This is a genomic window from Gordonia sp. p3-SID1431, from assembly GCF_025143765.1.
In the GTDB taxonomy this organism is placed as follows: Bacteria; Actinomycetota; Actinomycetes; order Mycobacteriales; family Mycobacteriaceae; genus Gordonia; species Gordonia hongkongensis.
In genome coordinates this window covers 41,844-60,657 of record NZ_JAMBDT010000005.1, presented here as the reverse complement: position 1 = coordinate 60,657, position 18,814 = coordinate 41,844, and the positions used below count along the sequence as shown (strand labels likewise).

The window sequence follows — 18,814 nt, the reverse complement described above, 5'->3', positions numbered from 1 at the left end:
GGCGTCACCAGGCACAGCGTAGTCACGCAACGGCGCGGGCTCGGGGCCCGACGCGACACCCGTACTCCGAAGGTGCAATCGAGTGGTCGACAGACGATGTCCGATTGCCGACATATGCTCCTGCGTATGGCTGGGAGTCGGGTCAACACACAGTTCGGGCCGTACCGCCTCGACGAACTACTGGGCCGCGGTGGGATGGGCGAGGTCTACCGCGCATACGACACGACCAAGGACCGGGTCGTCGCGCTGAAGCTGCTCAACCCCGGGCTGGCACACGATCCGATGTACCAGGAGCGGTTTCGCCGGGAATCGCACGCCGCGGCCCGCCTCGGCGAACCGCACGTCATCCCGATCCACGACTGGGGCGAGATCGACGGCGTGCTGTTCATCGACATGCGCCTGGTCGTCGGAGAAGATCTACGCGCGCTCCTGACGCAGGAGACGCGGCTTCCGCCCGAACGCGCGGTGTCGATCATCGAACAGGTGGCCGCGGCGCTCGACGCCGCACACGCCGAGGGGCTCGTGCACCGCGACATCAAACCGGAGAACATCCTGGTCGGGGCGAACGACTTCGCGTATCTCGTCGATTTCGGCATCGCGCATGCCGCCGAGGACACCCACCTCACCCAGACCGGGACGGCCGTGGGATCGATCGCCTACATGGCTCCGGAGTTGTTCGACGCCGCCCAGGTCAGCGCGGCCAGCGACATCTACGCCCTGGCCTGTGTGCTTTTCGAGTGCCTGACCGGGCGGGTGCCGCATCCGGCGAAGACGGTGAGTGCGGCGATCAAGGCGGCCGTACTGTCACCGGCCCCGTCGCCGAGTGCGGTCAACGCAGACGTACCGCCGGCGATGGACGAGGTGATCCGCACGGCCCTCGCCGCCGATCCCGCGGCCCGCCATGACTCCGCGGTCGCGCTCGCACGCGCGGCTCGAAGCGCGCTCGCCGGGGGCGTGGAGGGGGTCCGGCCGGGGCCGGATCTCGTCAAGGCGTCGCCACCGCCTCCGGAAGCACCCACCGGTGTCGTCCGCGCTCCGGACACGGTCATCGCGCCCACCGACCCCGGGTACGAACCGACCCTGGTGCGGCACACGACGGGCCCCGAGGGCGGAGCCGGGACCACGCAGTTCTCGGGGCCGCAGCAGTTCTCGGGGCCGCAGCAGCTCTCGGGGGCCCAGCACTTCTCGGGGGCGCACAACTACGCAGGACCGCAACCCGGTCCGCCGATGTACGGGCCGCCGGGGTATCCGCCCGCCTATCCGCCGCCGCAGCGGCGCTCGGTCGCGATACCGATGCTGATCGGGTTGATCGCGGTGGCACTCGTCGGGCTCGCCGTCCTCGGCGGCGTCCTGATCGCCGGCTCGGGTGACGATGCCGAGACCCGGGCCGACGAGGAGCCGACGACGCCGACCGTGACCGAGACGGTGGCGCCCCCGCCGACCGTCCAGAACGTTCCGCCGGCGCCGCCGGCCCCGGCTGCGCCGCCGCCCGGTTCGAGTCCGTGCGATGCGACGGTCGGGATCGGTACATCGGTGACCAGCTGCCCGTTCGCGTTCGCGGTGCGCGATGCGTATGTGGGAGCGGGTGCGGCACGGTCGCCGCGTGTCGTGGTCGCGGTCAGCCCGGTCACCGGGCAGGCCTATGCGATGAACTGCGTTCCCGAAGGCGGGATCGTCGCGTGCCGGGGAGGCAATGACGCCGTGGTGCACATCTACTGATGGACACCACCCGACGGCCGTTGTGGCTTAAGCGGACTCGGCGGAACCGCTGCATCGTCGTGCTCGGCGCGCTCGCGCTCCTCGCCGGTTGCTCGACCGAATCCGACCCGAAACCCGTTGTGCCGGTCACCGTCACCGTGACCGCCGACCCATCGGCGTCAACACCCGCCGCACGCGCTACAGACATCCCGACGTCGTCGGCGGCCGTCCCCTCCGGGTCGTATGGAGGCCTCGCGGCGAGTTTCCGCAGGGTTGCCGCGTCGACCGGACTGACGGTCGGCATCGCGATCGCACCGGTCGGTGGGTCGGCCGTCCCCGGGCTCACCCTCGGCGATGCCACACCCCGGGTGGCGTGGTCGACGATCAAGGTCCCGCTCGCGGTCGCCGCAGAACGGGCGAACGGCCCGGGCCCGGCGGCGCGGGCGGCGATCGTCGACTCCGACAACGCCGCCGCGGAGAGCCTCTGGTCCTCGCTGGGCGGCGGACAGGCGGCAGCCGACGCCGTCACCGCGGTGCTGCGGGACGGCGGTGACACCACGACGGTGGTCCCGGCGACGCGGCGTCGTGCCGGTTTCACCGTGTTCGGGCAGACGGTGTGGTCGCTGCCGGGGGCCGCGACGTTCACCGCCGGCTTGCCCTGCATCTCGGGTTCGCGACAGGTCGTCGCCCTCATGGGTCAGGTGGGCGGCAATCAGCAGTGGGGAATCGAGATCATGCCGGCGCCCCGCGCAACCGCGGTGAAGGGTGGTTGGGGTCCAGGAGTGTCCGAGGGATACCTCGTCCGTCAGATCGGAATCCTCACCTTCCGCGACGGCCAACGTGCGGCGGTGGCGATGAGCGCGGTCGGGGGCTCGATGTCGGGGGGTATCGCCGCGCTGAATTCGGTGGCGAACTGGCTCGACACCAACCTCGCCCGTCTTCCGCGCGGACGCTGTTCCGCCTGACCGGTCCTCGAAGCGGTGTGACCCCGGTCCCAGCAAGGTTCCGATTGGGTATACAGCCTGGTCCCTGGTGCGTAACCGCCCTAGTCTCAAGTGTCTGAAGTGACTCAGGAGACAGAAGTGAAAGTTGTGACCAGGATCGGCGTGGTGTTCTGCGCGGTGGCGATGTCGATGGTGATCGGCGCGGGCTCGGCGACGGCGATACCGCTCCCCGTGCTGCCGCCGCTGCCGGAGCCCTTCGCCACGTGGTTCAAGCCCCCGGAACCGCTCGACAAGAAGCTCGCGAAGAGCTATGCCGCACTGACGAAGTCGATGCGGAAGTCCCTGCCCGGCCAGCTCGGGATCGCGATCGTGCCCGTCGGCGGGGACGAGGTCATCTCCCTCGGGTCGCTCAAATCGGGACGTGCATGGTCGACGATGAAGGTCCCGGTGTCGCTCGCCGCGCAGCGCGAGCGCGGTCCAGCGGTCGCCGCGATGGAGGACAAGGCGATCACGTTCTCCGACAACGATGCAGCCGGCGAATTGTGGGGGGTGCTCGGCGGCGGGCACGCGTCCGTCGACGCTGTCAGTGCGGTCCTCCGTGAGGGCCACGACGTCCGGACGCACGTGTCCTCCGAGGTCGACAATCCGCCGTCGTACCCCGGTCACACCGCCTGGGCGCTACGCGACCAGGCGATCTTCGGCGCTCACCTGCCGTGTCTGCCCGACAGCGAACACCTCATCCGGCTGATGAGCGCCGTCGCCCCGAATCAGCAGTGGGGTATCGCGAAGGTGGGGCGCAGTCAGGGAGCGGTGACCGCGGTCAAGGGTGGCTGGGGTCCGGCGACGTCGAAGTCGTCGGCGCATCTGGTGCGGCAACTGGGCATCATCACCACGACCAGCGGCCAGGTCGCGGTGTCGATGGCGGCGATCCCGCGGAGTGGATCGTTCACCGACGGCACCAAGATGCTGACCCGCCTCGGCAATTGGCTCGGCAAGAACCTGGCCGACCTCCCGAAGGGCCGGTGCTGACCGCGCGCCAAGAACTCAGGCCGCGGCGTGCGCGGCCGGTGTACGTCCCGCGCCCGCCGGGGTCGTGAGCGCGGCGGCGATCGCCGTCGTGAGCGGAACCGACAGGGCGATCGCGATTCCGCCGACGAACGAGCGGGCCAACTCCACTGCCACGACGTCGGTGGTGAGCAGTCCGCCCAACGGCTGCTGGGCCACCGAGAACAGCAGCATCAGCGGCAGCGCACTGCCCGCGTAGGCGAAGACAAGGGTGTACACCGTGCTCGCGATGTGGTCGCGACCCACGCGCATCGCGGCACGGAACGTCGCGAGCCGTGACGGTTCGCCGGCCGCGGCCAGCTCAAAGGCCGCCGAGGCCTGGGTGATCGTGACATCGTTCAGAACACCGAGGGTGCCGATGATGAACCCGGCGAGCAGGAGACCGCTGACCGAGATGTTGCCCTGATACACCTGCAGATTGGTGGTCTGATCGCCCGAGAGCCCGGTGAGGTTCATGGTCCGGATGGCGAGCCAGCTCAGGAATCCCGCGAGCAGGAGGGAGGTCAGCGTCCCGAGCAGAGCCGAACTGGTCCGGAGACTGACACCGTGCGCGAGGTAGAGGACCACGAACAGGATCACCGCCGACGACACGACCGCCACCGCAACAGGGGACGACCCGTCGAGGATGGCCGGCAGCGTGAACACGGTGAGTATCCCGAAGGCGATCGCCAGCCCGATGATCGAGCGGAACCCGCGCCACGCCGCCACCAGCACGATCGCGGCGATGAACAGCACGGCCCAGAAGATGATCGCCGGTCCGCGCTGGAAGTCGAAGAAGCTGTACCGGTTGCTGCCGTCGGGGCCGGGAACGGTCGCGAGCCGGATGTCGTCACCGACGTTCAACGTCGGCTGGCCGGCCTGGGGGTCGTCGAGCGTGCCGGCGGCGGGGGCCACGGTGTCGGGCCCGGATCCGGCCTGTGCCCGGTTGGTCGGGATCTCCAGGACGGTGTACTGGCCGGCCACGTCACCGGAGGTGAACCGGACCGCGTTGAGGATGCACGGCCCACCCGGCACCGGATTCACCGGTATGTCGGCGGTCTCGAGCACTGATCCCGCCACCGAGTTGAGGCAATTCGCATGGAACTGGTCCACGATCTCGCCATCGACCGTGGTGATCGGCCCGCCGTCGGCGGACCGGAACTGGGTGGGGATCGGGTGTTCGGAATCCGACGGCCACAGGACGACCATGCCGACCGCGACCGCGACCGCGGTCACCGCGAGCGTGCCGATGACGAACCACCGGGCGATCGGCGACAGCGTGTGGCTGATGTCGGACAGCGAGTGCGCATGACCGTGCCCGTGATGTGTGCGGCTCACGCGGTGAGCCTATGCGCACCGCACCCGGGTCGCGATGGGCGACCCGGGTGCGGTGATGGGGTGTGCAGCAGTGCCGACGCCGGTCACAGGGGCAGCAGGATGCCCTTGACCCGCGGATCGGTCCGCAGGAATTCCTGCACGGCAGGGTCTTTGAACGCGGCGACCAGGTTCTTGATGTTCTCGGTGTCCTTCCACTGCGTTCCGATGGTCAGCTGCCCGGCGAACTCGTCGGGAGCGGGCGGAGCGTAGATCTGCTTGGCGATGTCGATGTTCGCGGCGAGGTAGTACTCGGTGTAGCCCACGGTGGCGTCGAGGTCGGCGAGCGAGCGCGACTGGGCGGCGAAGTCGAGCAGGACGAACTGCAGGTTCCGCGGATTCGTGGCGATGTCCTTCTGGGTCGCCTTCCACTTGTCCACGCCTGGTTTCAGCGTGATGAGTCCGGCGCGTTCGAGCAGCCAGAGTCCCTGGGCCTCGTTCGCGGGATCGGAGTAGAGGGAGACGCGGGCGTTCTGCGGCAGGTCGGCGACGTCGCGGTACTTGTCCGACCAGATGCCGAATCCCCAGCGGAACACCGGCGTCGCGGCTTCCTCCTGGAAGTCCGGGTTCGCCTCGAGGACCTGCGACAGCCACAGCTTGTGCTGATAGACGGTGCCCGCGACCTCCCCGTCGCTGACCGCACGGTTCAGCGTCGTGGAGTCGGACAGGCCCTTGAATGCGACCTTGATGTCATACCGGGGTGCGACCTCGTCGGCGATGAACTCGACCAGTGCCTGCTCGGAGGCGTTGCCCTCGGCGGTGACGACGGTCAGTGTCGCACCGGCGGTCTCGTTGGGCGACGTCGAGTCGGACCCGAGGAAGCGCCAGCCGACGACGGCGGCGATCACGGCGACCACGACCAGCGCGCCGACGATCAGCGGCCAGCGGCGACGTGTCGAGATCTCGATTCCGGAACTGCCGGGCGGAGAGGGAGTCTCGCCGGATTTCGATGAGGTGCCGGTGGTGGAACCGGTGTCCTGTGTCATGGGGTGCCTTTCGGGTGTGGCTGGGTGATGCGGTGACGAGCGCTCCGCCGCTCAGGGAGCAGAGCCGGCCGGCGGTTTTGTGGTTCTTCAGTGGTTGGCCCGGCGGGACGTGACCGGGTTGAGGCTGCGGGCGAGGGCGTCGCCGGCGACCTGGATCACGGCCACCGTCACGATGAGCACGATGATGGTGGCGACCATGACCCCCTGATCGAATCGCTGGTAGCCGTAGGTGACCGCCACGTATCCGAGTCCGCCGGCGCCGATGGTGCCGGCGATCGTGGAGTACTCGATCATCGCGATGGTGTTGATCGTCAGTCCGCCGACGATGCTCGGCAGCGCCTCGGGAACCTGTGCCTTCCAGATGATCTGGGCGTTCGATCCGCCGGACGCACGTGCCACGTCGATCGTCGAGGCCGGGACCGACCGCAGCGAGTTCTCGACGATGCGTGTGAAGAAGGCGATGCCGGCGATCGACATCGGTACCACCGCCGCGGCGATGCCGATGTTCGTGCCCGTGACCAGGCGGGTGAACGGGATGATCGCCGTCATCAGCACCAGAAAGGGCAACGACCGACCGATGCTGATCACCCACGACAGGGGGGTGTGCAACGAGCGTCGTGCGAAAAGCCCGCCGGGAGCGAGGTTGTGGATGAGTGCGCCCAGCGGGACTCCCACCACCAGGACGACGACCATCACGATGCTCACCATCAGGACCGTGTCGATGGCCGCCGGGATGAGCAGGTCGGGGATCTCGTCGAGCGGCACCGTGATGTTCGCCGAATACGTGGTGCTCACGCGGCCACCTCGGAGCCGGTGACGGTCTCGACGGCGGTACCGCCCGCGGTCGCGGTGGCGTCGAGAAGGCGTGCGGCCAGGCCGAGTTCACCCGCGGCGCCGATGAATGCCGACGCGTGTCCGGTGGGCACCGACACGGTGAGATCGCCGAAGACGGTGCCGTCGATGGTCTGCACGTTGGCGCCCAGCACCGAGATCGAGATGTCGAGTCGCCTGCCCAGCTGGGTCAACCAGTCCGCGGGGACCGTCGCGGAGTGGTAGACCACCGAGATCGGGGTTTCGGCCGAGGCCGGTTGCGCACTCGGCCCGCGCGGCCGGAGTGCCCGTCCCAGAACCGAATCCGGTTCCAGGACCACCTGTTCCAGCCGGCCGTGCTCGACGATGCGGCCGCGTTCGAGACGGCCGACGGTGTCGGCGACCCGCACGACCGTGTCCATCTCGTGGGTGATGAACACCACCGCGAGATCCAGTTCGTCCCGAACGTCGGTGAGGAGCCGTAAGAAGGTGTCCGTGGCCGCGGGATCCAGACCCGAGGTGGCTTCGTCGGACAGCAGGACGGAAGGTTTGAGTGCGAGGGCCCGAGCGATGCCGACGCGCTGCCGCTGACCGCCGGACAGCTGATGCGGATACAGGTCCGCTTTGTCGGCGAGGCCGACCAGGTCGAGAAGTTCGCCGACGCGTGCCGTGGTCGATCGCTTTGTCGCACCCAGATATTCGAGAGGCAAAGCGACATTCTGCGCCGCGGTTCGCCGGGACAGCAGACTCGCCGACTGGAACACGGTGCCGATCCGGCGCCGGGCGTCGCGAAGGCCCGACGTGCCCAGTGCGGTGAGATCCTCCCCGTTGACGACGACCCTGCCCGACGTCGGACGTTCCAGCAGATTCAGACACCGGGCCAGCGTGCTCTTGCCGGCGCCGGACGGGCCGACGACGGCGAAGATCTCACCGGCGTCGACAGTGAAGTCGACCTCGTCGAGCACCGTCGTCGGGTCGGGCGAACCGACACCGAACACCTTCGTCAACCCCACCACCTCGATCACCGGAGGCCCCCGTTCGCGCTGGTGAGCTGAGCGGCTTCCCTGATCGAATCGTCGATGGTCGAGTTGCTCCCACCGACCCGGTACGTGGACCCGCGATGATTCTCCGGCAGTTGATCGCCACGCCCGAAGAGCTTGTGGCGCAGGGTTCCCGGGACGTAGTCCCGGTCGTAGAGTCCGCGCCGCTCGAGGGCGGGCACCACGTGGGTGATGATGTCCTCGAACGATCCGGGGGTCACCGCGTAGGCGACGTTGAAGCCGTCGACGTCGGTCTCGGTCACCCAGTCCTGCAGGGCTTCTGCCACCTCGTCGCCGGAGCCGATCAGGACCGGACCCATTCCGCCGATGCCGCCCCACGCCGCGATGTCCCGCACGCGCCATTCCTCGCCGGTGTCGCTCGCCTGCTGGAAAGCGGCGACCGCGGACTGGATCGCGTTGCTGTGCACGTTGCCGATCGGTTCGTCGATCTCGTAACTCGCGAGGTCGATGCCCATCCAGCCCGACATGAAGACCAGCGCACCCTCGGTGCTGGCGTAGGACTGGTACTCCGCGGCTTTCGCGCGGGCTGCCTCCGGAGTCGAGTCGGTGATGATCGTCAGCAGCGTGTAGATCTTCGCGTCGTACGGGTCGCGTCCGGCCAGGATCAGCTCGTCGCGCACCTTGCTCACCACATCACGCAGGATGGCCTTGGTCGGCGCGGCCACGAAGATGGCCTCGGCGTTCTCCGCGGCGAAACGTCGGCCGCGAGGCGAGGCCCCGGCCTGGTAGATGACCGGTGAACCCTGCGGCGACGGCTCGGCGAGGTGAATGCCGGGCACGGTGAAGTGCTTTCCGCGGTGCCCGATGTGATGGACCCGGGCCGGGTCGGCGAAGATGCCCGCCTCGCGATCGCGGAGAACAGCGTCGCGTTCCCACGAACCCTCCCAGAGCTTGTACAGCACGGTGAGGTACTCATCGGCCTGGTTGTAGCGCTCGTCGTGCTCGAGTTGATCGTCGGCGCCCATGTTGCGGGCTGCCGCAGGCAGGTATCCCGTCACCACGTTCCAGCCGATCCGGCCACGGGTGAGGTGGTCCAGCGTCGACAGACGCCGTGCGAAGGGGTAGGGATGCTCGAAACCCGTACCGGTGGTGACCCCGAAGCCGAGGTGCTCGGTGGCGTGCGCCATCGCCGAGACGAGCAACAGCGGGTCGTTCACGGGGATCTGCGCACCCTGGCGGATGGCGGCTTCGTCGTTGCCGGCGTACACGTCGTAGGTGCCCAGGACGTCGGCGATGAACAGACCGTCGAATCCGCCGGTCTCCAGCAAGCGGGCGAGGTCGACCCAGTAGTCGATGGTGTTGTAGTCCCACGACCGGTCGTCGGGGTGGCGCCACAGACCCGGTGACTGGTGCGCAACGCAATTCATGTCGAAGGCGTTGAATCGGATCTTACGTGGGGCATTCGGTTCTGACACCGGAGGAATGATGCTGACGGATCGTCGGAGTGGCCATCGTTGTGCCCACCGCGAACCTAAACTTGTGCCATGCGATCCACAGATGTGTTGCTCGACGGTCTCGGTCGAGTCGTCGAGAACGTTCACGCCGTCCTGGACGACATCTCCACCGAGGAATTGAACCGGGCTCCCGCGCCCGGTGCCAACACGATCGCCTGGCTCGTGTGGCATCTGACGCGCGTGCAGGACTCGCACGTCGCCGACGTCGCCGGAACCGACGAGGTGTGGGTGACCGGGGGATGGGTCGACCGGTTCGGTCTGCCGTTCCCGCCCGGCGAGAGCGGGTACGGGCAGTCTGCCGACGAGGCGGCGCGGGTCGTCGTCGACGACCCGGACCTGTTGCGTGGCTACTACGACGCCACGCACGCGGTCAGCGTCGACTACATTGGCGCGCTGTCGGATTCAGATCTCGACCGCGTCGTCGACGAGAACTGGGACCCGCCGGTCACGTTGGGCGTACGATTGCTCAGCGTGATCGACGACGACACCCAGCACATCGGTCAGGCGGCATACGTCCGGGGCCTGTTGTCCTGATGTTCTGGTCCCGCAAACCCACCCCTTTTCCGTAAACCCACAGCGCTCGGACCGGGTGGGTTCACGGAAAAGGGGTGGGTTTGACGGAAGGTTGGTTCGAAATCGCGGTCGGGATCTAGACGGTCAGGACAGGCAGCCCTTGAAGGTCTGGAAGTCACCGGCGAAGGCGGGTCCCTTGCAGGTCGGCCCGTTCTTTCCGTCGACGACGACCTCGCCGCCGGGTCCGGCGATACCGATGGCCAGGCCGGGACGAATGCCGTCCATGGTGACCGTCGCTCCGGGACCGAGGGCGATGGCCGCGGGTCCGGCGAAGTTGTCGGCGGTGACGTTGGCTTTGCCGCCGTTGTCGGTGATGGCCAGCGAGAGTCCGGTCGGGCCGGAGTCGGCGCTACACGAGGCCGCAGAGGCGGACTGGCCGGGAAGTGCCGGACATACGGTGGGCGCGGCGCCGGCGGACGGCGCGGCGGCGAGCGATACTGCGGTCGCACCTGCGGCGGCGGCGACGAAACCCAGAGCTGTGCGCGTGACCGTCTTCATGTTGGGACTCCTTTGTCGAGGAACGGTGTCGTGCGTGGAGCGATTCGGAATGGCCGCCGGGCCGGATGGGGTCCGCTTCGCACGCCGCCTCGCCACCGGTCGTGTGCCCAGCGCGCGTAGGTTGAAAACGTGCAACTGCGAATCTTCACCGAGCCCCAGCAGGGTGCGACCTACGACGACCTGCTCACCGTCGCCAAGGCGACCGAGGACCTGGGCTTCGATGCCTTCTTCCGTTCCGACCATTTCGCCGGAATGGGCGGCGACGGCCTCCCCGGGCCGACCGACGCGTGGATCACGTTGGCGGGCTTGGCGCGCGAGACCTCGCGAATCCGGCTGGGGACGCTCGTCTCGTCGGCCACTTTCCGGCTACCCGGGCCGTTCTCGATCGCAGTCGCCCAGGTCGATCAGATGAGCGGTGGCCGTGTCGAATTGGGAATCGGAACGGGCTGGCACGAGGGTGAGCACGAGGCGTACGGAATCCCGTTCCCGCCGTTGAAGGAACGGTTCGACCGCCTCGAGGAGAACCTCGAGATCATCACCGGGTTGTGGCAGACCCCGCTGGGCGAGGAGTTCGACTACGAGGGCACGCACTTTCGCCTCTCGAAGTCCCCGGCCCTGCCCAAACCCGTGCAGCACCCGCGCCCGCCGATCATCATCGGAGGCAGTGGCAAGAAGCGGACGCCCGCGCTGGCCGCGCGTTTCGCCGACGAGTTCAATGTCGTGTTCCAACCACTCGACGTCGCCGGGGATCTCATCGGGCGCGTCCGCACGGCGTGCGTCGACACCGGTGGCGACCCGGAGTCGCTGACCTACTCCGCCGCGCTCGTATTGTGTTGCGGCCGCGACGAAGCCGAGTTCCGACGCCGGGCCGAGGCCATCGGCCGGGAACCGGACGAGTTGCGCGAGAACGGGGCTGCCGGAACCCCGGACGAGGTCGCCGCAAAGATCGCGACCTACGGCGAGCTGGGCGTCACGCGCACGTATCTGCAGACCCTTGATCTGTCGGATCTCGGTCACCTCGAGCTCGTCGCGTCGAAGGTCGCCCCGCAGTTGGCGTGAGCGCCCGCGGGCACCCCGTCTGCTGGGTGCGGCGTTCGTAAAGCTTGCTCCGAAGTGTCAGCGGCCCGGCGGCCGTCGTGGACCATGAAAGGCACCCGCCCACGAGTATGAGTGGCTAGATCCCATGCTCCCTGAGGTGCGAGCGAAGCGAGCCACGAAGGGTGTTGCAACGTGTCTCGCCAGGCCCTTCGTGGCTCGTCGCTTGCGCTCCTCACACCTCAGGGACCAGAGGTTTTGTGGTTCTTTCGGATTCGGGAGCAGGGGTTATGCGCCTCTTTCGGCACAGGGACCAGGGGTTTGGTGGTTCTGTCGGATTAGACAGTCGAGAGTCCTCGAAGGGTTCCCCCGACCCGGCACCCGGGCCGACCAGGATGGGCCATAATCCACCTCATGGCCGACAGGAGCGAGCACACATCATCGAGATCGCCGGAACGTCAACGGATCAAGAAGCTGGCCCAGGCCGCGCTCAACGCCGACGTGACCGTCGAGCAACTCGAGGGCATCATCGCCGACATGGGGGAGACCCTCGAAGGACTCGGTCCCACCCTGGACGGGCTGAACTCGACGATCGCGAAACTCGACGTGACGCTGGTGCGACTCTCCGGAACCCTCGACCAGGTCGACGCCACCGTCGACCGCATGTCCGACATCGTCGGGCGGCTCGAACGGGTGGTCGGGCGGGTCGAGGCACTCGTCGGTATCGGCGAGGCGGCCTTCCGTCCGCTCGGCGTCCTGGAGTCGGCAGGCAAGTCGGTCGCTGCCCGACTCGGCTGGCACTGAACATCGAAACGAGATCAGGGAATGACACCGGAAGAACACAGTTTTCGTGGCCGGCACGGGCACACCATCGTCTATGACGTCTACCGTCCCGCGGAGAGCCCGCGCGGCGTCGTCGTGGTGGTCCACGGCCTCGCCGAGCACGGTCGCCGGTATCTGCACGTGGCGCAGCGGCTCGTCGACGCCGGTTACCTCGTCGCGATACCGGACCACGTCGGTCACGGCCGGTCGGGTGGCAAGCGACTCCGGTTGCGCCGGTTCGGTGACTTCACCGACGACCTCGACACGGTGCTCGCCCATGTCGCCGACGGCAGCGTCCCGACGTTCTTGATCGGGCACAGCATGGGCGGGTGCATCGCTCTCGACTATGCGCTCGACCACCAGGACAAGCTCGACGGACTGATCCTGTCGGGGGCGGCCGTGCTGCCCGGTGACGACCTGCCCGATCTGGCCGTCCGTTTCGCGCCGCTGATCGGCCGGATCGCACCGGGATTGCCCACCACCGAGTTGAGTTCGTCGAGCATCTCCCGGGATCCGGACGTCGTGGCCGCCTACGACGCCGACCCGCTGGTGACGCGCGGCAAGATCCCGGCCGGGCTGGGTGGGGCGATGATCGGCACCATGCGGTCGTTTCCCGAGCGCCTGCCGTCCCTGCAACTACCCATCCTGGTGATGCACGGCAGCGAGGACGCGCTCACCGACCCGCGCGGCAGCGAACTCGTCGAGCGGCTCGCCGGATCGACGGACAAGACGCTCGTGATCTACGACGACCTGTTCCATGAGATCTTCAACGAACCCGAGCAGGCGGTGGTGCTCGACGCGGTGATCACCTGGTTGCGCGGTCACACCGCGCGCCCGTGACCGTCGCGCACCCACTCACGTCAGCCGCACCACTACCCCGGCCAGCAGGACGAGCACTCCGCCGATCTCGCCCACGATGAGCGCGAGCATGAACAGGTAGGTGCCGAGAGTCGGGTCGACGAACTGATTCGTGGTGTCCCGCAGGGCGCCGTGGATGCAATACGCGGCGATCGCCGCGACGAAGAAGACGATCGGGACCGCCGCGGCGATCACGTTGGCGGTCGTCGGGAAGGCGCTGAGTTCGACCAGCGCGGCGAGCACCAGGGTGGCGAACGAGTACATCAGCGCGGCCCGGTGCGCGATGTCGACATACACATGGGCCGTCCGGTCCGGTGAGGTGCGGATGCCGTGGTACTTCCATACGCCAAAGACGAGTGCCCAGACGAGGATCACACCGGACGCCACGACCACGACGATGGTGTCGACGCCGACGAGGTCGGCGAGATCGGGGTCGGCGGTCATGGCTGAACGCTAGCAGCAGGTGCGGTCGCGGGAACGGTCGCTCACGCAGTCCGTTCCCGCTCACACCTCTTCCGGTGAGCGGGAACGGAAACCGTGAGCGGGAGAGCCGGTCAGCGGGACGGGACCGGGGTGCTGCTCGAGGTACCGGGTGTGACGGGCCCCGTCGGGGCGAGCTGGGGCACGGTCGGCGTGCTCGTCTCGGAGCTGGTGGCCGACTCCGGGACGGAAGCGTCCACCGACTCCGAGCCCGACGCCGCGGACGGCGCGAGGCCGGCCGAGGACGACCCGGAGGCCGACGACTCCGCTGCGGACGACTCGGCGGAAGAGGAGGCCGACTGAGAGGCGGACCCGGTCTCATCCGATCCACGGGCCGACAGACCCGACAGGTCGAGCGCCGGCGATTCCTCGGCCGCCTTCTTCGCCGCGAGGGTCACCTTCGCGGGGCCGTCGGGATCGGGGTCGCCCGAGGCGGAGACGACGGTCGTCTTCGTGGTCACCGGCGGGTTGTTGCGCAGCGTGGTCAGCACGTGCTCCTTGCCGTCACCGAGCGCACGTCCCCAGTTCTCCCACGTGTGGCCGCCGTAGTTCGGCAACGAGATCACCGATACGCCGGCCTGCTTGGCCTGCAACTGCATGAGCACGGTCGACACCGCGGACAGGATCTCCAGCGCCATCGCACTGAGCTGGTCCTGCGGCGACAGCTTGGCCATCTCCGACGGCGTCAGGAAACCGTTGCCCGAGGAGATGATGAGAACCTGGCCGTTGTCGGCCAGCTGCGTCAGGTTCTTCGACGGGTCGTTGTCGGTCCAGCGGGTGCCGCCCGGCGCGCCCCACATGTTGACGACGCCGTTGACGTAGTTGGACACCATGGTCTGCGTGGCGAACACGCCGAGAGCGCCGATCGGGTTGTCGGTCTGGTAGTAGCCCGACATCGCCTGCACGACCTTGAACTGCTCGGGGTGGCGCTCGGCGAGGGTCACCGCGGGCCCGCCGGACATCGACAGTCCGATGATCGCGTTGTTGTTGCGGGCCACGCCGAACTCGCGCTCGAGGTAACCGGGCAGCTCCGAGGTCAGGAAGGTCTCCTGCTTGATGACCGTGTTCTTGTCACCGGCGCCGCCGTCCCAGTCGGTGTAGAACGACGATGCGCCGCCCACCGGCATGACCAGGGTGGTGTCGGCCTTGGCGTCGTAGACCTTGGCGGCCTGCACGTCGGTGGTCCATGCCGAGCGGGTTTCGCTGGCGCGCATGCCGTCGAGCAGGTAGACGCCGCTGTCGCTGCCGCTCGAGGCGCGGATCTGCACGATCACGTGGCGTTTCTGCGACTCGGACCAGACCTTGCAGTTCTGGACGTAGTTCCCGGAGGAGTCCCACGTGCAGCCCGGCCGCAGCACTTCGGGATGCCCACGCAGAGCGCTGGCGGTGTTCGACGAGTTGATCAGCGTGCTCGCGCCGAACAGGCCGAGCGTGAGGATCGCGACCACCGAGATGCCGGTGAGGAGTCGGCGACGAGGTGAGGGTCGGCGTGGCGACTCGGGCGTCTGGCCCGCGGGGGTGGAGGGGACGGGCGGTTCGCTGTGCGAGTGCGACATGGAGCTCCTGACATACGCGGCCACCCGACTACACGGTGCCGATGTCAGGGATGTCGTTCGGAGAGTGGACCGGCGTTACCGGGCGAGCGCATTTTTCCGGACGACCTCGGCGGTCTCGTCCGGACGTTCCCACCAGAACATGTGTCCGACCCCGGACCATCGCGCCAGGGTGGCCTGCGGGATGAGGTCGGCGAGCCGCTCGCCCTCGGCGACCGCGATCATCTCGTCGACGTCGCCGTGGATGACCGCCGTCGGCATGTCGAGTGAGCCGATCCGGTCGCGGGTGTCGTGTGCCGCACAGGCGCCCGCCTGCCAGGCGACGACTGCCGACGGAACGCGGCGCTGCCTCGACATCGAGACGAAATGGTCGAAGGCGCCGACGCGGGCGATGAACTCGGGAGACAGATTGACCTCGAACGCGATGCGCGCGACGCGGTCGGCGTCGCGCGACGAGATCGCCTCGACGAGGCGGGCGGCGCCGGACGAGCCGGGCGCACCGATGGCCCCGGGGCCGCCCGCGGTGGTGCAGCCGAGGACGAGACTGCGCACCCGGTCCGGCGAGTTCAGGGCGAGTTCCTGCGCGATCATGCCGCCCATCGACGTGCCCAGCACATGGGCGGAGTCCCAGCCGAGGCCGTCGAGGATTCCGCGGGCGTCGGCGGCCAGGTCGGCGATGGTGAACGGTCCCTCGGCGCGACTGCTCGTGCCGATGCCGCGATGGTCGTAGGCGGCCACCGAGAAGTGCGGGGTGAGGGCGTCGAGGAGCTCGTCGGTCCACATCCCGCGGTGTGCGGACATGCCGCCGATGAGCAGCAGCGGTTCGCCGTCGCCGAACACCTCGGTGTCGAGGACGGGACCGGTATCGGACGCGACGGGGATCTGCATGCGGAGATGGTAGCCACGCGGCTGACCGGATTCCGTGATTCGCCTCAGAGTGCCGGCGAGATCGCCGCCCACATGTTGGGGAGTTCTTTCTCCCAGTAGTACCAATGGTGGGTTCCGACCTCCTGCAACGCGTCGGTGAACGGCAGACCCGCACCGCGCAACAACCCGGCGAACCGGCGCGAACAGTCGCTGGTCGCGATCTCGAACGCCGACGATGCGGCGAGTACCACCTGGTAGAGGCCTTCCTCGGGCGTCACGTTCCGCTTGAGGTCGGCGGGACCGAGCCGGCCCGCACCGGAGTACAGGTACAGGGCCTTGCCGCGGAGACGGTCGAGATGCAGCGCCGGGTCGTGGTCCCGCCATCCGGCCGAACCGACCGGCCCCCAGAGGTTGTCGGCGTTCGCCCCACCCCGGGCGAGGGTGGCCCGCACATACGACTCTCCCTGCGGTGAGGACACCGGAGGACATCCGCTGATCGAGGCCACCGCGCGGTACAGCGAAGGGGCCCGTGACGCGAGCGTGAACGCCGCCTGCCCGCCCATCGAGACGCCCGCGATCCCGCGCGAACCGTTCGACTCGAAGCGGGCGTCGATGAGGGGCGGGAGTTCCCTGGTCAGGAACGTCTCCCACATCGGTTGACCGACGCGCGGATCCCGGCGCTGCCAGTCGGCGTACTGGCTGCCGTACGCACCCGTCGGGAGTACGACGTTCACGTCCTTGTCGGCGAAGAACTCCTCGGCATTGCCGGCTCCGCGCCACCCACTGTCGTTGCCGCGCGAACCCGCCCCGTCGAGGAGGTAGAGCGTTGGCCGGGGTCCGGTCTTCGTTCGTGGCGTGAGGACGAAGAGCTTGATGTTCTTGGCCATCGCCGCCGAGTAGACCCAGACTACGGCGCGGTGGGGGACTCGTGCACGATCGACACCACCCGCGGCGCCACGGGCGCTGCGGCCGCCGGCGCGGCGGCCAGACACAGCATCACCAGACATGCGGCACAGACCGCACGAAGAATCACTCGAAGCACCGTTCCCCCATGTGCGCCGCGTGGACGCTCTTCCCCCGAAGAATGTGGATTCGATCGGTAGGCGGCCGGGCCGCCGGATCGAAGTCGTTCGGCAAGCGTAGGACGTTCGCGCAGTCCTGTCCGGGCCTTGCGAAATCCCGGGGTACCGCGATGGGCGCGACTCCGCGGCCACGACGAACGACGCCGCCGGGCACATCCGTTGGGGATGCGCCCGGCGGCGTCGGGAGAGGGAACGGGCTGGGTTGTCAGGCCCCGAAACCGAGCAGCGACTTCACTTCGAGGAATTCGTCGAAGGCGTAGTCACTCCACTCGCGGCCGTTGCCGCTCTTCTTGTATCCGCCGAACGGTGCGCTCGGGTCGAGTTGGGCGCCGTTGAGCGAGATCGAACCCGCACGGATCTGTGATCCGATGCGGCGGACCTCGTCGACGTCCTTGCCGGAGACGTAGCCGGCGAGGCCGTACTCGGTGTCGTTGGCGACCTTGATCGCTTCGTCGATCGAGTCGTAACCGATGACGACGAGGACCGGGCCGAACACCTCGGTGCGGGCGATCTCCATGTCGTTGGTGACGTTGGTGAACACGGTCGGCTTCACGTAGTAGCCGGTCTCGAGACCCTCGGGGCGCCCGGGACCTCCCACGACCGCGGTCGCGCCGTCGGCGACGGCGCGCTCGATGAGACCCTGGATCTTGTCGAACTGCGCCTCGGACACGACCGGGCCGAGCTTCACGTCGGTGGTGGGATCGCCGACGGTGAGCTCGGCGGCGACCCCCTTGGCGATCTCGGCGACCTCGTCGACGCGGCCGGCCGGGACCAGCATGCGGCTCGGGGCGTTGCAGGACTGGCCCGAGTTCATCATCATCGTCGCGATGCCGCCGGCGACGTTCTTCGCGAAGTCGTCGTCGTCGAGGATGATGTTCGGGCTCTTGCCGCCGAGTTCCTGGGCGACGCGCTTCACGGTCGGCGCGGCACTCTTGGCGACCTCGATGCCGGCGCGGGTGGACCCGGTGAACGAGATCATGTCGATGCCCTCGTGGCTCGACAGCGCGGCGCCGACGCCGGGGCCGTCACCGTTGACGAGGTTGAACACGCCTGCGGGTACGCCGGCGGCGTCGAAGATCTCGGCGACGATCGCCGCGCTGAACGGCGCGACCTCGGAGGGCTTGAGGACCATGGTGCAACCGGTGGCGAGTGCCGGGGCGACCTTGCACATGACCTGGTTGAGCGGCCAGTTCCACGGGGTGATGAAGCCGCACACGCCGATCGGCTCCTTGGCGATGCGCGAGCTGCCGCGGTCCTCGACGAACTTGAAGTCGGGGAGTTGCGCGGCGGCGGTCATCAGGTGGCCGAGACCGATCGGCACCTGGGCGGCGTTCGTGAGGCCGACCGGCGAACCCATCTCCTCGGTGACCGCGGCGGCGAGGTCTCCCATGCGGTTCTGGTACTCGGCGATGATCCGGTTGAGGACTTCGAGACGTTCGGAGACGGTCGTCTGTCCCCAGGTGACGAATGCGCGACGGGCGGCGTCGACCGCTGCATCGACGTCGGCCGCGCTGCCGATGGCGACCTGTCCGGCCGACTTCTCGGTGGCCGGGTTGATGACGTCGATGAGGTTGAGCTCGGCGGGCTCGACCCACTGACCGTCGATGTAGAACTTGGTGATGTCCGGCATGGTGCCTCCGTTGCAGCCTGAAGTGAGGACAATTGTTGTCTGTTT

19 protein-coding genes are annotated in these 18,814 nt (G+C 68.3%); 7 read left to right on the top strand and 12 right to left on the bottom strand.

The features are described from left to right. Window positions 1-126: 126 nt before the first annotated feature. From M4D77_RS02830 to M4D77_RS02820, 3 genes are all read left to right on the top strand, one after another. A complete protein-coding gene (locus tag M4D77_RS02830) occupies window positions 127-1,719 on the top strand; it encodes a serine/threonine-protein kinase (RefSeq protein ID WP_065632016.1) in 1,593 nt (530 codons plus the stop codon). Continuing rightward, the gene (locus M4D77_RS02825) at window positions 1,719-2,663 is read left to right on the top strand and encodes a hypothetical protein (protein ID WP_259935504.1); all 945 of its coding nucleotides are present in this window, start codon (window positions 1,719-1,721) and stop codon (window positions 2,661-2,663) included. Before M4D77_RS02830 ends, M4D77_RS02825 begins: the two co-directional genes overlap by 1 nt. Before the next feature lie 162 nt (window positions 2,664-2,825). Beyond that, window positions 2,826-3,671: a hypothetical protein gene (locus M4D77_RS02820; protein ID WP_171011574.1), complete on the top strand. Its 846-nt coding sequence runs from the start codon at window positions 2,826-2,828 to the stop codon at window positions 3,669-3,671. Between the two features lie 15 nt (window positions 3,672-3,686). Here the strand turns inward: M4D77_RS02820 and M4D77_RS02815 are convergent, their stop codons facing one another. The 5 genes from M4D77_RS02815 to M4D77_RS02795 form a co-directional block, all read right to left on the bottom strand. Beyond that, window positions 3,687-5,024 carry a YibE/F family protein gene (locus tag M4D77_RS02815; protein WP_259935503.1) on the bottom strand — a complete coding sequence of 446 codons (1,338 nt, stop codon included), beginning with the start codon at window positions 5,022-5,024 and terminating at the stop codon, window positions 3,687-3,689. Window positions 5,025-5,107: 83 nt separating this feature from the next. Continuing rightward, window positions 5,108-6,046, bottom strand: coding sequence for a MetQ/NlpA family ABC transporter substrate-binding protein (locus M4D77_RS02810; RefSeq protein WP_058250790.1), 939 nt, complete (start codon window positions 6,044-6,046; stop codon window positions 5,108-5,110). Between the two features lie 87 nt (window positions 6,047-6,133). Then, on the bottom strand, window positions 6,134-6,841 hold the full coding sequence (locus M4D77_RS02805; protein WP_259935502.1) for a methionine ABC transporter permease: 708 nt from the start codon (window positions 6,839-6,841) through the stop codon (window positions 6,134-6,136). After that, complete coding sequence (locus M4D77_RS02800) at window positions 6,838-7,881, bottom strand: methionine ABC transporter ATP-binding protein (RefSeq protein WP_259935501.1); 1,044 nt, start codon at window positions 7,879-7,881, stop codon at window positions 6,838-6,840. Before M4D77_RS02800 ends, M4D77_RS02805 begins: the two co-directional genes overlap by 4 nt. Continuing rightward, window positions 7,878-9,332 carry an LLM class flavin-dependent oxidoreductase gene (locus M4D77_RS02795; protein WP_259935500.1) on the bottom strand — a complete coding sequence of 485 codons (1,455 nt, stop codon included), beginning with the start codon at window positions 9,330-9,332 and terminating at the stop codon, window positions 7,878-7,880. Before M4D77_RS02795 ends, M4D77_RS02800 begins: the two co-directional genes overlap by 4 nt. Window positions 9,333-9,401: 69 nt before the next feature. Between M4D77_RS02795 and M4D77_RS02790 the strand changes: the two genes are divergently transcribed. Continuing rightward, window positions 9,402-9,905 (top strand): mycothiol transferase, encoded by a 504-nt coding sequence (locus tag M4D77_RS02790; RefSeq protein WP_137809276.1) that lies wholly within the window; start codon window positions 9,402-9,404, stop codon window positions 9,903-9,905. A gap of 123 nt (window positions 9,906-10,028) precedes the next feature. Here M4D77_RS02790 and M4D77_RS02785 read toward each other — a convergent pair whose 3' ends face one another. Further along, window positions 10,029-10,442: a hypothetical protein gene (locus tag M4D77_RS02785; protein ID WP_259935499.1), complete on the bottom strand. Its 414-nt coding sequence runs from the start codon at window positions 10,440-10,442 to the stop codon at window positions 10,029-10,031. 129 nt (window positions 10,443-10,571) lie between these two features. On the opposite strand from M4D77_RS02785, the gene M4D77_RS02780 reads away from it, so the two are divergent. The 3 genes from M4D77_RS02780 to M4D77_RS02770 all read left to right on the top strand — a co-directional run bounded on the left by M4D77_RS02780 (window position 10,572) and on the right by M4D77_RS02770 (window position 13,139). After that, window positions 10,572-11,501: an LLM class F420-dependent oxidoreductase gene (locus tag M4D77_RS02780; RefSeq protein ID WP_259935498.1), complete on the top strand. Its 930-nt coding sequence runs from the start codon at window positions 10,572-10,574 to the stop codon at window positions 11,499-11,501. Window positions 11,502-11,891: 390 nt separating this feature from the next. Next, the gene (locus tag M4D77_RS02775) at window positions 11,892-12,281 is read left to right on the top strand and encodes a hypothetical protein (protein ID WP_259935497.1); all 390 of its coding nucleotides are present in this window, start codon (window positions 11,892-11,894) and stop codon (window positions 12,279-12,281) included. A gap of 21 nt (window positions 12,282-12,302) precedes the next feature. Then, window positions 12,303-13,139: an alpha/beta hydrolase gene (locus M4D77_RS02770; protein ID WP_165630273.1), complete on the top strand. Its 837-nt coding sequence runs from the start codon at window positions 12,303-12,305 to the stop codon at window positions 13,137-13,139. Window positions 13,140-13,154: 15 nt separating this feature from the next. Here M4D77_RS02770 and M4D77_RS02765 read toward each other — a convergent pair whose 3' ends face one another. The 6 genes from M4D77_RS02765 to M4D77_RS02740 form a co-directional block, all read right to left on the bottom strand. After that, window positions 13,155-13,601, bottom strand: a complete 447-nt coding sequence (locus tag M4D77_RS02765) for a hypothetical protein (protein WP_259935496.1) — start codon at window positions 13,599-13,601, stop codon at window positions 13,155-13,157. 110 nt (window positions 13,602-13,711) lie between these two features. Further along, entirely contained in the window at window positions 13,712-15,193 is a 1,482-nt protein-coding gene (locus M4D77_RS02760; RefSeq protein WP_259935495.1) for an alpha/beta hydrolase family protein, read from the bottom strand. A 75-nt stretch (window positions 15,194-15,268) separates the two neighbouring features. Then, complete coding sequence (locus M4D77_RS02755) at window positions 15,269-16,078, bottom strand: alpha/beta fold hydrolase (RefSeq protein ID WP_226512844.1); 810 nt, start codon at window positions 16,076-16,078, stop codon at window positions 15,269-15,271. 44 nt (window positions 16,079-16,122) lie between these two features. Continuing rightward, on the bottom strand, window positions 16,123-16,944 hold the full coding sequence (locus tag M4D77_RS02750) for an alpha/beta hydrolase family protein (RefSeq protein WP_259935494.1): 822 nt from the start codon (window positions 16,942-16,944) through the stop codon (window positions 16,123-16,125). A gap of 20 nt (window positions 16,945-16,964) precedes the next feature. Further along, window positions 16,965-17,090 carry a hypothetical protein gene (locus M4D77_RS02745; protein WP_259935493.1) on the bottom strand — a complete coding sequence of 42 codons (126 nt, stop codon included), beginning with the start codon at window positions 17,088-17,090 and terminating at the stop codon, window positions 16,965-16,967. 254 nt (window positions 17,091-17,344) lie between these two features. Next, window positions 17,345-18,769, bottom strand: a complete 1,425-nt coding sequence (locus M4D77_RS02740) for an aldehyde dehydrogenase family protein (protein WP_068971039.1) — start codon at window positions 18,767-18,769, stop codon at window positions 17,345-17,347. Window positions 18,770-18,814: the final 45 nt, after the last annotated feature.

Excerpts from the sequence above, each read along its gene's own strand:
- M4D77_RS02825 (WP_259935504.1), top strand. The coding sequence starts at position 1,719 with ATGGACACCACCCGACGGCCGTTGTGGCTTAAGCGGACTCGGCGGAAC.
- M4D77_RS02790 (WP_137809276.1), top strand. The coding sequence starts at position 9,402 with ATGCGATCCACAGATGTGTTGCTCGACGGTCTCGGTCGAGTCGTCGAG.
- M4D77_RS02765 (WP_259935496.1), bottom strand. The coding sequence starts at position 13,601 with ATGACCGCCGACCCCGATCTCGCCGACCTCGTCGGCGTCGACACCATC.
- M4D77_RS02750 (WP_259935494.1), bottom strand. The coding sequence starts at position 16,944 with ATGGCCAAGAACATCAAGCTCTTCGTCCTCACGCCACGAACGAAGACC.
- M4D77_RS02810 (WP_058250790.1), bottom strand. The coding sequence starts at position 6,046 with ATGACACAGGACACCGGTTCCACCACCGGCACCTCATCGAAATCCGGC.
- M4D77_RS02820 (WP_171011574.1), top strand. The coding sequence starts at position 2,826 with ATGTCGATGGTGATCGGCGCGGGCTCGGCGACGGCGATACCGCTCCCC.
- M4D77_RS02775 (WP_259935497.1), top strand. The coding sequence starts at position 11,892 with ATGGCCGACAGGAGCGAGCACACATCATCGAGATCGCCGGAACGTCAA.
- M4D77_RS02830 (WP_065632016.1), top strand. The coding sequence starts at position 127 with ATGGCTGGGAGTCGGGTCAACACACAGTTCGGGCCGTACCGCCTCGAC.
- M4D77_RS02760 (WP_259935495.1), bottom strand. The coding sequence starts at position 15,193 with ATGTCGCACTCGCACAGCGAACCGCCCGTCCCCTCCACCCCCGCGGGC.
- M4D77_RS02740 (WP_068971039.1), bottom strand. The coding sequence starts at position 18,769 with ATGCCGGACATCACCAAGTTCTACATCGACGGTCAGTGGGTCGAGCCC.
- M4D77_RS02755 (WP_226512844.1), bottom strand. The coding sequence starts at position 16,078 with ATGCAGATCCCCGTCGCGTCCGATACCGGTCCCGTCCTCGACACCGAG.
- M4D77_RS02785 (WP_259935499.1), bottom strand. The coding sequence starts at position 10,442 with ATGAAGACGGTCACGCGCACAGCTCTGGGTTTCGTCGCCGCCGCCGCA.
- M4D77_RS02770 (WP_165630273.1), top strand. The coding sequence starts at position 12,303 with ATGACACCGGAAGAACACAGTTTTCGTGGCCGGCACGGGCACACCATC.